Source organism: Sulfitobacter sp. 1A12056, from assembly GCF_043558125.1.
GTDB lineage: Bacteria > Pseudomonadota > Alphaproteobacteria > Rhodobacterales > Rhodobacteraceae > Sulfitobacter > Sulfitobacter faviae.
Genome location: NZ_JBIFFY010000001.1, coordinates 32,070 through 46,326 on the forward strand (window position 1 = coordinate 32,070; position 14,257 = coordinate 46,326).

Annotated in this window: 11 protein-coding genes and 1 tRNA gene; 6 read left to right on the forward strand and 6 right to left on the reverse strand. The window is 65.1% G+C overall.

Translation table 11 applies throughout. From position 1 onward, the window contains the following. Positions 1-59: 59 nt before the first annotated feature. Positions 60-500 (reverse strand): Lrp/AsnC family transcriptional regulator, encoded by a 441-nt coding sequence (locus ACGYLD_RS00155; protein ID WP_271691772.1) that lies wholly within the window; start codon positions 498-500, stop codon positions 60-62. A 100-nt stretch (positions 501-600) separates the two neighbouring features. Between ACGYLD_RS00155 and ACGYLD_RS00160 the strand changes: the two genes are divergently transcribed. From ACGYLD_RS00160 to ACGYLD_RS00170, 3 genes are all read left to right on the forward strand, one after another. Continuing rightward, a complete protein-coding gene (locus ACGYLD_RS00160) occupies positions 601-1,761 on the forward strand; it encodes a type III PLP-dependent enzyme (RefSeq protein WP_394400480.1) in 1,161 nt (386 codons plus the stop codon). 70 nt (positions 1,762-1,831) lie between these two features. Continuing rightward, positions 1,832-4,129, forward strand: a complete 2,298-nt coding sequence (locus ACGYLD_RS00165; protein ID WP_394400483.1) for a xanthine dehydrogenase family protein molybdopterin-binding subunit — start codon at positions 1,832-1,834, stop codon at positions 4,127-4,129. Beyond that, positions 4,107-5,198: a DUF2235 domain-containing protein gene (locus ACGYLD_RS00170; RefSeq protein WP_394400486.1), complete on the forward strand. Its 1,092-nt coding sequence runs from the start codon at positions 4,107-4,109 to the stop codon at positions 5,196-5,198. Before ACGYLD_RS00165 ends, ACGYLD_RS00170 begins: the two co-directional genes overlap by 23 nt. On the opposite strand, the gene ACGYLD_RS00175 is transcribed toward ACGYLD_RS00170, so the two are convergent. The 4 genes from ACGYLD_RS00175 to putA all read right to left on the reverse strand — a co-directional run bounded on the left by ACGYLD_RS00175 (position 5,195) and on the right by putA (position 11,001). Beyond that, complete coding sequence (locus tag ACGYLD_RS00175; protein WP_394400489.1) at positions 5,195-5,581, reverse strand: GFA family protein; 387 nt, start codon at positions 5,579-5,581, stop codon at positions 5,195-5,197. The genes ACGYLD_RS00170 and ACGYLD_RS00175 overlap by 4 nt on opposite strands. Next, positions 5,578-6,321 (reverse strand): rhomboid family intramembrane serine protease, encoded by a 744-nt coding sequence (locus ACGYLD_RS00180; RefSeq protein WP_271689547.1) that lies wholly within the window; start codon positions 6,319-6,321, stop codon positions 5,578-5,580. Before ACGYLD_RS00180 ends, ACGYLD_RS00175 begins: the two co-directional genes overlap by 4 nt. Before the next feature lie 85 nt (positions 6,322-6,406). Continuing rightward, positions 6,407-7,558: an amidohydrolase gene (locus ACGYLD_RS00185; RefSeq protein WP_394400492.1), complete on the reverse strand. Its 1,152-nt coding sequence runs from the start codon at positions 7,556-7,558 to the stop codon at positions 6,407-6,409. Between the two features lie 26 nt (positions 7,559-7,584). Further along, positions 7,585-11,001, reverse strand: coding sequence for a bifunctional proline dehydrogenase/L-glutamate gamma-semialdehyde dehydrogenase PutA (gene putA, locus ACGYLD_RS00190; protein ID WP_394400495.1), 3,417 nt, complete (start codon positions 10,999-11,001; stop codon positions 7,585-7,587). A 107-nt stretch (positions 11,002-11,108) separates the two neighbouring features. Between putA and ACGYLD_RS00195 the strand changes: the two genes are divergently transcribed. Further along, positions 11,109-11,585, forward strand: a complete 477-nt coding sequence (locus tag ACGYLD_RS00195) for an Lrp/AsnC family transcriptional regulator (protein WP_067267484.1) — start codon at positions 11,109-11,111, stop codon at positions 11,583-11,585. A 78-nt stretch (positions 11,586-11,663) separates the two neighbouring features. Continuing rightward, positions 11,664-11,750 (forward strand) — tRNA-Leu (locus tag ACGYLD_RS00200). 14 nt (positions 11,751-11,764) lie between these two features. Here ACGYLD_RS00200 and ACGYLD_RS00205 read toward each other — a convergent pair. Further along, on the reverse strand, positions 11,765-13,306 hold the full coding sequence (locus tag ACGYLD_RS00205; protein WP_394400498.1) for an MHYT domain-containing protein: 1,542 nt from the start codon (positions 13,304-13,306) through the stop codon (positions 11,765-11,767). A 311-nt stretch (positions 13,307-13,617) separates the two neighbouring features. Between ACGYLD_RS00205 and ACGYLD_RS00210 the strand changes: the two genes are divergently transcribed. Further along, positions 13,618-14,208 (forward strand): PAS domain-containing protein, encoded by a 591-nt coding sequence (locus ACGYLD_RS00210; RefSeq protein ID WP_394400501.1) that lies wholly within the window; start codon positions 13,618-13,620, stop codon positions 14,206-14,208. Positions 14,209-14,257: the final 49 nt, after the last annotated feature.

A 14,257-nucleotide genomic window follows, 5' to 3' on the forward strand; every position in this document is an offset into this window, starting at 1 on the left:
AGCGCTCTGGCGCGGTAAGGGAAAGACCCCTGACAGGGGGTGAGGCGCGGGGGCAGGGCTCAGCCGCTGCGGTCGATCTTGGTGCTGAGGTGGATCAGGCTCTCGCTGCCCTTAACGCCGCGGGTCTCGCCGATGCGGTCAAGGGTCTCGTCCAACTCCTGCGTGGTCTGCGCCGCGATCTGCACCAGCAAGTCGAAGCGTCCCGAGGTCGTGTGCACCACCTGCACCGCAGGCAGGCTGCGCAGCCGCGCTAAAACCGCGGGGCCCGCGCGCAGCTCGATATTGACCAGCGCAGTGGCATGCAGCGGCGCGCGGGCCGCTTCGCCCAAACGCAGCGTATAGCCGAGGATGGCGCCGCAGCGTTCCAACCGTTCCAGCCGGGCCTGAACGGTGGTGCGGGCAAGGCCAAGGCCGCGCGCCAGATCGGCGACCGGCTGGCGGGCGTTGGATTGCAGCGCCGCGATCAAAGCGCGGTCGGTATCGTCAAGTTGTTCTGTCATTTCGTCAATTTGCCCAAAGTTCACATCACTTTAGGCGGTATGACACGATGAATCGACCGAAATCCGCGCTTCACTGGGAAAAAGCAGTGAAGAGGCCCCCATGCAGCATATCGCCCCCCTTTCCGACACTCCCGCAGACTATTTGGCGAAACACAGCCCCGATAAGCCGGTGTTGTTTTTGGCCCCTTCGGTGCTGCAAGCGACCGCGCGGCGGTTTCAAGCGGATTTCGACGGGCTGGTGACCTATGCGGTCAAGGCCAACGACCGGGCGGAGGTGCTGTCGAACCTTGTCGCGGCGGGGATCACCACCTTCGATGTCGCCTCCCCGCCAGAGATGGCGGCGGTGCGGGCGGTCTGCCCGCAGGCGGTGCTGCATTACAACAACCCCGTGCGCTCGGCCTCCGAGGTGGAGGCCGGGATCGCGGCGCGGGTCTATAGCTGGTCGGTCGACGACATGTCGGAACTGGCCAAGCTGCGCGACGTGCCGCGCGACAATGAGGTGGCGGTGCGCTTCGCCTTGCCGGTCAAGGGCGCGGCCTATGACTTCGGCTCGAAATTCGGCGCGGCCCCTGAAGAGGCGGCGGCGCTATTGCGCGCTGTGGTCGAGATGGGGTTCACGCCGTCGATGTGTTTCCACCCCGGCACGCAGTGCAACGATCCGCAGGCTTGGGTGCAATATGTCCATGCGGCGGCTGATATTCTGCGCATGGCCGGTGTCTCGATCGACCGGTTGAACATCGGCGGGGGCTTCGCGGTGGACCGTGGATTTGACGCGCCAGACCACCGGGCCGTCTTCGCCGCGGTCAAAACGGCGCTGGCCGAGAGCTTTGGCGCGGATGCGCCTGCGCTGCTGTGTGAGCCGGGCCGGGCGATGGTGGCTGACGCCGCCGTATTGGCCACCCGCATCAAGGGGATGCGCAACGACGGGGGCACCGTCTTTCTGAACGATGGTATCTATGGCGGGCTGCCCGATCTGCGCGATATGGGGCTTTCGGGGTTGGTCGATGTGGTCGGCCCTGATGGCACGCGGCGTCAGGGGGCAGCCAAGCCGCGCGTGGTCTTCGGCCCGACCTGCGATTCGCTGGACCGTCTGCCCGATGGCCTGCCGCTGCCCGAAGATGCGCAGACCGGGGATTACGTCCTGTTCGGCGGCATGGGGGCCTATTCCATCGCCATGTCGACCGCCTTCAACGGCTATGGGTTGGCAGGGGTGACGCTGGTTTCACGCCTTGAAGGCGCGCTCACCCGCAAGGCGGCCTGAGCCTCTGGACACTGGCGGCGCGCCCGCTACTGTTGCGCTGAAAGAGGCAGGGCAGCAGGGGCGGTGTCAGATGGAAAAGTTCGGGAAAAGCCAACCGGTCAAACGGGTGGAAGACCACCGCTTCCTGACCGGTGCGGGCCGCTATGTCGATGATATCGCCCCCGCCGGGGCGCTGTATGGCGTCTTTTTCCGCGCGCCCGTGGCCCATGGGGTGATCACTGAGTTGGACGTAGATGAGGCCCGCGCGGCGGATGGCGTGCATCTGGTGCTGACCTGCGCCGATCTGGAAGCGGCGGGAATGAATATCGCTCTGCCGCATACGGTCGTCGACAACCGTGATGGCAGCAAAGGGGCGGCGCCGCTGCGCCCGATGCTGGCCAAGGACCGCGTGCGCTATGTGGGCGAGCCGGTGGCGCTGGTGGTGGCCGAGAGTTTGCAACAGGCCCGCGACGCGGCTGAGATGATCCTTTTCGACGCTGACGATCTGCCCGCCAAGATGGATGTCGCCCCGGGGGGAGAGCCTCTGCACGCAGAGGCTCCCGACAACCGCGCCTTTGACTGGCATATGGGCGATGAGGCCAAGGTCAAGGCGGCTTTCGCCAAAGCCGCCCATCGCGTCAAGCTCAAGGTGGGGGATAACCGCATCATCGTCAACTCCATGGAGCCGCGCGGCTGCTATGCCGAATGGACCGAGGGCCGCTTGCATGTGGCGCTGGGCGGGCAGGGCGTCTGGGCGCATAAAGGGTTCCTGACCAAAGCCTTCGGCCTGCCCGAAGACGCGGTGCGCGTGACCAACCCCGATGTGGGCGGTGGGTTCGGCATGAAGGCGATGACCTACCCGGAGTATTTCTGCGTCGCCCAAGCCGCGCGGGCCTTGGGCCGTCCGGTGCGCTGGATGTCAGAGCGGACCGAAGCCATGCTCACCGACAACGGCGGGCGCGATCTGGTGTCTTGGGCCGAGTTTGCCTTTGACGAAAACCACAAGATCACCGCCTACCGTGTCGATACGCGCTGCAACCTTGGGGCTTATAACAGCCAGTTCGGCCAGCCGATCCAGTCGCAGCTCTTCTCCAAGGTCTTGATGGGCGTCTATGACGTGCAAGACACCTATCTTCATGTCGAGGGCTATTACACCAACACCGTGCAGGTCGACGCCTATCGTGGGGCCGGACGGCCCGAGGCAATCTATGTGCTGGAGCGGCTGATGGACCGCGCGGCGCGAGAGTTGGGCGTCGATCCGTGGGAGTTACGGCGGATCAACTTCATCAAGCCTGAGCAATTCCCCTATACCACTGCCACGGGCGAGCTTTACGACGTGGGCGATTTCGCGCGGCTGCTGGCTCGGGTGGGGCAAGAGGCCGACCGCGACGGTTTTGCCGCGCGCCGGGCGGCGGATGCCAAACGCGGCCTGCTGCGCGGGCAAGGGCTGTGTTACTATATCGAGAGCATTTTGGGCGATCCTTCCGAAGGGGCCAAAGTGGTCTTTGAGGAGGATGGACGCGTTACGATCTATGTCGGCACCCAAAGCAACGGGCAGGGGCATGAGACGGTTTATGCCCAATTCCTCTCGGATCAGACCGGCATCCCCGCCGACCGGATCGACGTGGTGCAGGGCGATAGCGACCTGATCAAGAAGGGCGGCGGCACCGGCGGCTCACGCTCGGTCACCACGCAGAACACGGCGACCTTGGCCACCGTGGCGACGATCACCGAAGTCTTCACCGCCTTTCTGGCCGAAGAGTTAGGCGTTGCCGCTGCGGATATCACTTTTGACGACGAACGCTTTCGCGCGGAAGGGTCGAACATCAGCCCGACCATGCTGGAGGTGGCTGAGATGGCCCGCGCCAAGGGTCGGGACGATCTGCTGAGTCACCACGAACGCGCCAGCCTGCCGGGGCGCAGCTATCCCAACGGGGCGCATGTGGCCGAGGTGGTGATCGACCCCGAGACCGGGGTGGTGACGCTCGACCGCTACACGGTGGTCGATGATTTCGGCAATCTGATCAACCCGATGCTGGCCGAGGGGCAGGTCCATGGCGGGGTGGCGCAGGGCATTGGCCAAGCGGTGCAGGAGCGGGTGGTCTATGATGAGGACGGCCAGCTTTTGACCGCCACCTTCATGGATTACGCCATGCCCCGCGCCGCCGACCTGCCAATGATCTCTTTCACATCCGAACCAGTCCCCTCGACCGCCAATGCCATGGGCATGAAGGGCTGCGGGGAGGCGGGCACCGTCGGCGCCTTGGCGGCGGTGTCGAATGCGGTGCAGGATGCCCTTTGGGAACGCGGCGTGCGGCAGGCGGATATGCCGTTTACCCCGCACCGGGTCTGGGAGATGCTGCAAGGTGCCGCAATCGCAGCCGAGTAAAACCCTGTTCCAACGGCTCTTCGGGCGGTTCTGGCGGCGGCCTGAAAGCGACTTCGGCCCGCGCCGGGGGGCTGTGACCCATGTCATCATCCTTGATGGGACCATGTCCTCGCTCGAACTGGGGCGCGAGACCAACGCGGGCATTGCCTACGGCCTCTGCCGCGAGATGGGCAGCGCCCTGTCGATCTATTACGAGCCGGGGCTGCAATGGCGCGATTGGCGCAGCGCTTTGGATGTGATCTTGGGTCGCGGGATCAACCGGCAAATCCGCCGCGCCTATGGATATCTCGCCTCGCGCTACCGACCCGGAGATCGGATTTTCCTGCTGGGCTATTCGCGCGGCGGCTATGCGGTACGCTCCCTCGCCGGGGTGATCGAGCGTGTGGGGCTTCTGCGCGCCGAGGTGGCGACAGAGCGTAACATTCGCGATGTTTACCGCCATTATGAGGCGCATCATCTGAGCAAGGCGGGCGAACTCTTTGCCCGCGCCAACTGCCACCCCGAGGTCGAGATCGAGGCGATTGGCGTTTGGGATACGGTCAAGTCGCTGGGCCTCAACGCGCCGCTGTTCTGGCGGTTCTCGCAGCCGCTGCATATGTTCCACAACCATGACCTCAGCCGCAACGTGAAGAACGGCTTTCAGGCGCTGGCCCTGAACGAGACCCGCGTCGCCTATGCCCCGGTGCTATGGACCACGCCCGAGGGCTATGACGGGCGGCTGGAACAGGTCTGGTTCCCCGGCACCCATGGCGACGTGGGCGGCCAGTTGGGCGGGCATGAGGCCGCGCGCCCCTTGGCCAATATCCCGCTGGTCTGGCTGCTGTCGCGGATGGAGGACAGCGGCCTGCCGCTGCCCGCAGGCTGGGCCACGCGGTTCGATCAAGACCCCGCCGCGCCCTCCATCGGGCGCTGGCGCGGCTATGGCAAGATGCTGGTGACCCGCCGCCGTCGGGTGGTGGGCGCGGACCCGTCCGAGCGGTTGCACGAAAGCGTGGAGCAGCGCCGCGAACAAGCCGCGCCGCAACCGGGGCTGCTGGCCCGGATGCAGGGGGTGATTTCCAGCCTCTAACCGGGGTCGCGGTCCGAAGGGTGGTTAATGCCATCGCTATAGGGCAGCGGCTCCATCTCCCAAGGCAAGACCCCTTCGATCGCACCAAGGTTCACGCCGCATTCATCGGGGTTCGAGCGGCGGCGGTGGTGGGTGTAGATGCCGCAGGTCTTACAGAAGTAGTGCTGTGCGGTATGCGTGCCCCAAGTGTAGAGCGTGAGGTTCTCCGCCCCTTTCAACACGGTCACCGTCTCGGCCGGTGCCGTTACCGTGGCGGCGGCGCGGCGGCAGCAAAAGGAGCAGGTGCAGCGCGCGGCCGAGGCCAGACCGCGCGGGAACAGCGCTTCGATCACCACGGCCCCGCAGTGGCAAGAGGCGCGGCGGGTTTCGGAGGTTTCGGTCATTTGCGTCTCACTTTCGGAATGCGACTTTCGCTCAGGTCATAGTCTGCGGCGGCATGGGGCGGATGGCCGTGGGTCTGCCGCCAAAAGGCAAAGCCGCCCCGCCGCAGCCAGAGCGGCAGGGTTAGAACCAGCCCCGCGATGAACCCGCCCGCATGGGCCCAATAGGCCACCCCGCCGGTGCCCGGTGTGGCCCCAATCCCGCCGATGAACTGCATGCCGAACCACAGGCCCAGCATGATCCACGCCGGGATCGCGAAGATGCGGAAGAACACGATGAAGATCACCAGAATGTCGACCTTGGCACGGGGGAAGAGCAGCAGGTAGCCCCCCATCACCCCAGCGATCGCGCCCGAGGCTCCGACCATGGGCACCCATGAGAGCGGTTCTGTCACGACTTGGCCCAGACCCGCGGCGATGCCGCAGGCAAGGTAGAACAGCAGATAGCGCCCATGGCCCATCTCATCCTCGACATTGTCGCCGAATATCCACAAAAACAGCATGTTACCCGCCAGATGCATCCAGCCGCCATGCAGGAATTGCGAGGTGATGAGGCCGAAATACCCCTCCCCATGGCTCAGCCGCGCGGGCAGCAGGGCGTAGCTATAGTAAAACTCGGCCAAGGCCCGCTCATCCGCCATCAGCGACAGGGAAGACAGGAACACCCCGATGTTGAGCGCCATCAGCGCATAGGTGACGAAGGGCGTTCGGCCCGAGGGGTTGTGATCGCGGATCGGGAACATGCGGGCCAGCCTTTGCCAAGTCGTCCGCAGCGTCAAGCGGCGCGGGGGATCGTCATGACCTTAGCTGCGCCCGCGGGGGCTTCTGTCAAGCGGAACCGAGCAAATCCCGCGCGATCCGCTCAAAAATTCCGGCGCCCACGGGGATCAGATCATCGGGGAAATCGTAATCAGGGTTGTGCAGGGCGGCATAGCCCTCGCCGGGGCCGAGGCAGAGCATCGCGGCCTTGGCATCGCGCCCGAACAGGCCGAAATCCTCGGAGGCGCGCATCGGCAGGTTTTTCTGCCCGTGTGACACGCCAAGCGCGTCCATCGCCGCGGCGGCGATCGCGTAGGCTTCGGAGTGGTTGATGGAGGCGGCGAAATGGTCGGATTCCGCGAAAGCTGCCGTCAGACCATGGGCCTCGGTCACGCGCGCGACTTCGGCGTGCAGGGCCGCTTCGATCTCGGCCAGCGCATCGTCGCGGGTGCTGCGCAGGGTGGCGTAGAGCGCCGCTTCGCCCGGGGCGACGCCAAAGGTCGGCTCACCCATGCGCAGATGGGTGAGGGTGACGAGGCGGAAGTCATCATCAAGCGGCCCGCCGGGGCCGAGCGCTTGCAGCGCCGGGATCAATTCGGCCAGCGCAGGCGCAGGGGAGGTGCCGTCTTCGGGGCTGGCGGCATGGGCGGTCTTGCCGTGCAGGGTGACGGAGATGCCCTTCGAGGCGCAGTTGATCAGCGCGGGCGCGGTGTCGACATGGCCAAAGGGGCGGCCCGGCTCGACATGGATGGCAAAGGCGTAATCGGCGGCGATCTCGGCATAGCTGGGGTCGTTCACCACCGCCCGCGCGCCGCTGCCATCCTCCTCGGCGGGTTGGAACATCAGCACCACGCGGCCCTTTGCGACGGGGCGGCGCGCCATCATCCGGCCGAGCGCCAAGAGCATGGTCATATGGCCGTCGTGGCCGCAGACATGGGACTTGCCCGGCACTTTGGAGACCCAAGGAATGTCATGTTCCTCGGGGATTGGCAGGGCGTCGAGTTCCGCGCGGAAAAGCACCGTGGGGCCGGGGCTGCCGCTGTCGAAAACCGCCGCTACCCCATGCCCGCCAAGGCCGGTGAGGATGCGCGTAGGCGCGAGCTTTTCCAGTTCCGCCGCGATGGTCCGGGCGGTTTCCACTTCCTCGCCCGAAATCTCGGGGTATTGGTGGAGCGCCCTGCGAAACTGCGTCAACTCTTCGATATCGCGGTTCGTCAGCATGGCGCTCCCCTAATTGCGCGGCCCGTTCAGGCCATCATCCCCAAGAGCTGTGCATTGCCGCCCGAGGCGGTGGTGTCAACACAGACATGGCGCTCGGCACGGACGCGCGCGGTGTCGGGCTTGCCGCGCAGAAGCGGGATGATCGCCCCCTCGCGGGCCGCCAGCGCCTTGTCGATTTGCCGCGCCGTCTCCTCATCGCCCCACCAGAGCACGCCGCCATAGGCCGGGCCGGTGGTGAGCGCTTCGGGGTCGATGGGGCCTGTGGCCTCAACCGCCACGCCGCCGAGGGCGCGCACGGCTTTGGCCTGCGCCGCCGCCGTCTCGGCCCCCGGGCCCATGCAGAGAAGCGCGGGGCGGGGCAGGGTCGACAGGCGGTTGCTCTCGCCGGTGGGTCCGGGCATTGACTGGGTCTCTAGAACGGTTGGCTGATGCGCGGGCAAGGCGGGCAGGCTCTGCTGCGCGCTGTCCCATGTGCCGGAAGCCTCCTGATGATCGGGGGCGGCGAAACGCGGCAGGTAGTTCGGCCCGCCCGCCTTAGGCCCGGTGCCCGAGAGACCCTCGCCGCCGAAAGGCTGGCTGCCGACGATGGCGCCGATCTGGTTGCGGTTGACGTAGATGTTGCCCGCCTCGATCCTCTCGGAGACATGCTGCACCCGGTCGTCGATCCGCGTGTGTAGGCCGAAGGTCAGGCCATAGCCAGTGGCGTTGATCGCGTCGATAACGTCGTCAAGCTCGTGGCTCTTAAAGGTCGCCACATGCAGCACCGGACCGAAGATTTCGCGTGTCATATCGCTGATACCGTTCACCCGCAGGATCGCCGGACCGACGAAAGTGCCGTCTTCGGGCGCCTTCAACTCGGCGATCAACCGGCCCTCGGCGCGGCCGGTTTCGATATGATCCACGATGGTCTTGCGCGCAGCTTCGTCGATCACCGGGCCCACGTCTGTCGACAGATGCCACGGATCGCCCATGCGCAGCGCCTGCATTGCGCCCTTCAGCATGGTGATCAGGTCCTCGGCGATGTCCTCCTGCACGTAGAGGCAGCGCACGGCGGAGCAGCGCTGGCCCGCGGACTGGAAGGCACTTTCGACGATGGCCTGCACGGCCTGCTCGGGCAGGGCGGTGCTGTCGACGATCATGGCGTTGAGGCCGCCGGTCTCGGCGATGAGCGGGGTGCCGGGGGCGCAATGCTCGGCCATATTGGCGCGGATGCGCAGGGCGGTGGCGGTGGAGCCGGTGAATGCCACGCCGTTGACGCGGGCGTCGCCCGTGAGTGCCGCGCCCACCTCGCCGCCGCCCGGCAGCAGTTGCAGCGCCGCGCGCGGCACGCCGGCTTCATGCAGCACTTTGACGGCAAGCTGTGCGATCAGCGGGGTTTGCTCGGCCGGTTTGGCCAGTACGGCATTGCCTGGGGCCAGTGCTGCCGCGACCTGCCCGCAGAAGATCGCCAGCGGGAAGTTCCACGGCGAGATGCAGGTGAAGAGGCCCGCGGGCGGCTCGTTGGTGGCTTGACCTGCGTAGTAGCGCAGGAAATCCACCGCCTCACGCAATTCGGCCACGCAGTCGGGCAGACCCTTGCCAGCCTCGCGGGCGAGGATGGCGAAGATCTCGCCGTAGCGGTCCTCGAGCATGTCGGCGGCGCGCAAAAGCGTGTCGCGGCGGGTGTTGAGAGGCGCGTCCCAAGGCGCGGCAGTGTCGAGCGCCGTGGCCACATCGGCCTTGGAGGCAGGGCGCACGGTCCCGGGGGAGGCACCCCCGGTAGGGTTGGCGACGGTTTCAGCCGCCTCGGGCGCAGCTTCGCCCGCCAGTAGCGGTGCGGCTTCCCATATGGCGTCCGCAAAGGGCGCACGGGCTTCTTCGATCGCAGCGAGGGTTGGGGTATGCGCCAGATCGAAGCCGCGCGCATTGGCGCGCTGCGGTTGGAACACCTCCGGCCCTTTCGGGATCGTTGGGGCGTTATCCTGAAGTTGGTCGAAGGGATCGGCGGCCACGACTTCGGGCGGCACGTCCTCGTCAACGATCTGGTTCACGAAGCTGGAGTTCGCCCCGTTCTCCAAGAGACGCCGGACGAGATAGGCCAGCAGATCACGGTGCGCGCCCACGGGGGCGTAGATGCGACAGCGGGTGCCGTGTTTCTGCATGACGATGTCATGCAGGGTCTCGCCCATGCCGTGCAGGCGTTGGAACTCGTAAGCCTCGGGATCGTCGGCCATATGCAGCACGGCGGCGACGGTATGGGCGTTATGGGTGGCAAACTGCGGGTAGATGCGGTCGGTCATGCCCAAGAGCTTACGGGCGTTGGCGATATAGCTCACATCCGTCGCGGCCTTGCGGGTGAAGACCGGGAATCCGTCGATCCCCTCGACCTGCGCTTGCTTGATCTCGGTGTCCCAATAGGCGCCTTTCACCAGTCGCACCATGATGCGGCGGTCATGACGCTGCGCCATGTCGTAGAGCGTGTCGATTACCACGCCGGCGCGGGGGCCGTAGGCCTGCACGACCACGCCGAAACCGTCCCAGCCGGCCAAGGCAGGCTCGCCCATCACCGTGTCGATCACCTCGAGCGAGAGTGCCAAACGGTCGGCCTCCTCTGCATCGATATTGAGGCCCATGCCGGCGGATTTTGCCAAGAGCGCCAGCGCCCGCAGGCGCGGCACCAGATCGCGCATCACGGCCTCTTCCTGCGCCAACTCGTAACGCGGGTGCAGGGCCGAGAGCTTGACCGAAATGCCGGGGTTCTTGCGGATGTCGTCATGGGTGCAGGCATCTGCAATGACCGAGATCGCGCGGGAATAGCTGAGATGGTAGCGCTTGGCATCAGCCTCGGTGCGCGCGGCTTCGCCCAGCATGTCGTAGCTATAGGTGAAGCCCTTCTTTTCCATTCCGCGGGCGCGTTTCATCGCGGCCTGAATGTCCTCACCCAGCACGAACTGGCGGCCCATTTCGCGCATGGCGCGGCTGACGGCGGTGCGGATCACCGGCTCGCCCAGACGTTTGATCGCCGCCCGCAGGTGGCGCACCGGGCCGGGCTGGTCGTCGTCCAGCACGCGGCCCGTCAGCATCAGCGCCCATGTCGACGCGTTGACGAGGCTGGAGGTCGAATGCCCCATGTGACGGCCCCAATCGGAGGGCGCGATCTTGTCTTCGATCAGCGCGTCGATGGTCTCGGCATCCGGCACGCGCAGCAGCGCTTCGGCCAGACACATGAGCGCCACGCCTTCCTCGGTGCTGAGCCCGTATTCGGCAAGGAAGACTTCCATCATGCCGGGGGCCGAGGTGCCGCGGATGTCACGCACCAGACCCGCCGCATCGGCGGTGATCTTGGCGCGGTCCTCGGGCGAAAGATCGGCCTGTGCCTTGAGCTCGGTCAGCAGCGCGTCAGGCTCGGCATAGGTGCGCGCGTCGATGGTTTGGCGAAGGGCGGGGGCGTGATCGAGGGCCATGGCAAGCTCCAGTTGATGTTTGGACCAGAATACCGCATGTTGAGAAGGCTAATCGACTTACTATGTATTTTATCATGGTCGTTATGACCGAACTAGCGGGAAATCGCATGTCAAATGAACTTTTCAATCTGGACCGGTTCGACAGCGCGATTCTATCGGTGTTGGCCGAGGACGGGCGCATCAGCATCACCGATCTTGCCCGCCGCATCGGCCTGTCGAAATCCCCCACCCAAGCGCGTCTGCGCCGGTTGGAGGAAAGCGGCGTGATCCTTGGCTATCGCGCCCTTTTGGACCCGATCCGGCTGGGGCTGGATCACGTCGCCTTTGTCGAGGTGCGCCTGAACGACACGCGCGAGGCGGCCTTGCGGGCCTTCAACCTCGCCGTGGCCAAGGTGCCAGAGATCGAACAGGCCCATATGATCGCGAGCCATTTCGACTATCTGATTAAGGTGCGCACGCGGAACATGTCGGAATATCGCCGCTTTCTGGGAGAGGTGATTTCAACCCTGCCGCATGTGGCCAGCACCTCGACCTATGTGGCGATGGAGGCGGTGAAGGAAACCATGCTGGCCGATACGGCCTGAAGCATCGTGCTAGAACCATGGGGCCGGGGGCATTCGCCCATTTACACCGCCCGCGTGATGCTTATTGTGCGCCCCGATGCGGGCGTGATGGAATGGTAGACATACCAGACTTAAAATCTGTTGGGGCGTAGCCCCGTGTGGGTTCGAGTCCCACCGCCCGCACCACTGTTTTCAAAGACTTAGCTTGCCTGCGCCAGCGTCGCAGGCTCTGCCAATTGCGTGGCGCCGGGGATGAAGGCGGTAAAGGTCGTCCCCTGACCGAGCGTGCTTTTGACCGTGATGTCGCCACCATGGGCGAGGGCAAGTTTCTTGCAGATCGCAAGCCCCAGCCCGGTGCCGCCCTCGGCGCGGTCATCGGCGTCTTCGATCTGGGTGAAAGCCTCGAAAATGCGGTCCAGATCCTGCGCGGCGATGCCGACGCCATTGTCTTCGACCTCGAAAACAAACCCGCCCGCGTGCAGGCGCGCACGCAGATAGATGTCCCGCGCCTTGGAGAATTTCAGCGCGTTGCCGACGATATGTCCCAACAGTTGCAGGCTGCGGCGGCGGTCGGCGGTGACGGTGAGGGGCGGGGTGTCGATATGCAGCGTGGCGGTCTTGTCATGCGCGGCGCCGTGGTGCTCTTCGACCACTTCCTCCAAAAGCGCGCGGGTGTCGAAGGCGGTCTTGTCGAGCGCGAGGTCGTTCAACTCCATATTCGTATAGTCGAGGATGTCGTTGATAATGGTCAACAATTGCCCGCCCGCAAATTTGATGCGCTGGCCGTAGAGTTCCGCCTGATCGCCCATTTTGCTGAAGTGCTCGGACTCCGGTTTTTCATCCGGGCCCAGCTTGGCAAGGTTGTGGCGTTTGAGTTCCGACAGGAAGCTGGCGTAGCCGATCACGACGGTCAGCGGGGTGCGCAATTCGTGGCTGAGCACGCTCATGAATTCCGATTTCGCCCGGCTGGCGCTTTCGGCGGCATCGCGGGCCTTTCGCAGTTCCTCGACGCTTTCGTTGCGGGTGCGGTTTTCGACAACATAGCTAAAGAGCGCGGCCAGCGCGATGATGGCGGCGGTGCCGGCGATGATCAGCGCGATTAATCTATATTCAACCGGGTTGGCGTAAAGCGGCTGCGCGGCCAGCGGGGTGACCTGAAAAGCGGCCATGCCGGTGAAATGGAGCAGGATGATCGCCAGCGCCAAAAGCGCGGCCATCCACAGCACGCTGCCCTTGCCCCCACGGCCCGCCGCGCCAAGCGCGAGGGTCGCAAGGACAACCGCGATGATGACGGAGGCGGTCAGATAGCCCATGTCCCACTGGATCGCGCCCTGCACGCGATAGGCCACCATGCCGGTATAATGCATGGCCGAAATCGCCAGCCCAAAGATCGTCCCGCCCAGAACCGTGGCCCGGCGGGATTTCAGCAGCCCGGCGATGACGACGCCCAAGATCGAGCCGACGATGGCGATGATCAGCGACAGGAAGGTGAGCGAGAAATGGAACGTCGCCGGCGCGTCGAGCTGATAGGCGAGGATCGCGATGAAATGGGTGCACCAGATCGTCACCCCCGCTGTCATCGCGGTCAGATAGCACCAGATCAACGCTTGGCGGCGCGGCTGTTCAAGCACATGCCGATAGAGCCGTGCCACCACCCAGCTGCCGAAGATACAAAGAAGTGCCGCAAGCAGCACGAGCCCGAGGTCGTGATCGTGATGAATTGTATGGGCGACCCGGAACATCTTTATCCTATCTGATATTAACACTTGGTTAATTGCTGTCGGAATAGGGCGAAAATAAGTCTCCCGCAAGTTCACACTGTGCCTACATTTTTTAACTCCGTGGTAAGACCTTGCCGCTAATCCTCCCCCAAGGTCGGCAGTGGGGCGGGATGAGGCAGAGGCGACAGATGGCAGGTTCAGGGAAAGGAGGGAGGTCGTCTAACCTCTTACGGCGCATGGTTTTTTGCTTGCGGGGCTATGTTGCTCGGATGCTGGGCTCCGCTGTGCGGTGCGGCGCGTCGGGGCCCAACGGGCCGCGTGAGAGGGTGAGCATGTCAGACGGAGATACCACTGCTGCGGAGGACAGCCTTACCTCAGGGCAACTCCCGCTCATCTCCATCGTTTTCGCGGCAGAGCGGCGCATGTTTAGGCAGAACCTTGATGGTCGGCCCAAGGGAGGGCTTCGCGGGGCGCTTATGCCCTCTCCCGGCCCCGCGGGCGGGAAGGGGGCGGCGGGTGAGGCCATCCTATCCCCGGTCAAGGCCGATATGGCCGAAATCGACGTGGTTTTCTCTCCCGATGGGCGCGTTTGCCATGCCAATGAGGCGGCCTGTGGTGTCACCTATGGGCTGGGGGATTGTCTGATCGGGCAGCATATCAGCGATCTGTTCGGGCCGCGGCTTTGCGATGGCGCTGAGATCGGCACGCTTTGGGCGCAGGCGCTTGAGGGGCTGGCGCCGCAGGGCGGCTTTCAGATGCACCCGGGGGAGGAGACGGCCCGCATTGTCCACGGTTGGCTCACGGCGGAGCGGGATCCCAAAGGGCGGGGGCATGGCGTCCGGTTTCGGGGTGTCGAAGCGGCGGCGAATGGCGTAGGGCCGGTGCGCGCGGTCTCAGCGCGAATGCGCGCGCTGCGCGGTTAGCGAAATGCCCGTGCCGCAAAGTGAAACAGCGGCGCATAACCCGCGCCGC

Coding starts and splice junctions, on each gene's coding strand:
- ACGYLD_RS00165 (WP_394400483.1), top strand. CDS start 1,832: ATGGAAAAGTTCGGGAAAAGCCAACCGGTCAAACGGGTGGAAGACCAC.
- ACGYLD_RS00185 (WP_394400492.1), bottom strand. CDS start 7,558: ATGCTGACGAACCGCGATATCGAAGAGTTGACGCAGTTTCGCAGGGCG.
- ACGYLD_RS00195 (WP_067267484.1), top strand. CDS start 11,109: ATGTCAAATGAACTTTTCAATCTGGACCGGTTCGACAGCGCGATTCTA.
- ACGYLD_RS00180 (WP_271689547.1), bottom strand. CDS start 6,321: ATGTTCCCGATCCGCGATCACAACCCCTCGGGCCGAACGCCCTTCGTC.
- ACGYLD_RS00155 (WP_271691772.1), bottom strand. CDS start 500: ATGACAGAACAACTTGACGATACCGACCGCGCTTTGATCGCGGCGCTG.
- putA (WP_394400495.1), bottom strand. CDS start 11,001: ATGGCCCTCGATCACGCCCCCGCCCTTCGCCAAACCATCGACGCGCGC.
- ACGYLD_RS00205 (WP_394400498.1), bottom strand. CDS start 13,306: ATGTTCCGGGTCGCCCATACAATTCATCACGATCACGACCTCGGGCTC.
- ACGYLD_RS00175 (WP_394400489.1), bottom strand. CDS start 5,581: ATGACCGAAACCTCCGAAACCCGCCGCGCCTCTTGCCACTGCGGGGCC.
- ACGYLD_RS00160 (WP_394400480.1), top strand. CDS start 601: ATGCAGCATATCGCCCCCCTTTCCGACACTCCCGCAGACTATTTGGCG.
- ACGYLD_RS00210 (WP_394400501.1), top strand. CDS start 13,618: ATGTCAGACGGAGATACCACTGCTGCGGAGGACAGCCTTACCTCAGGG.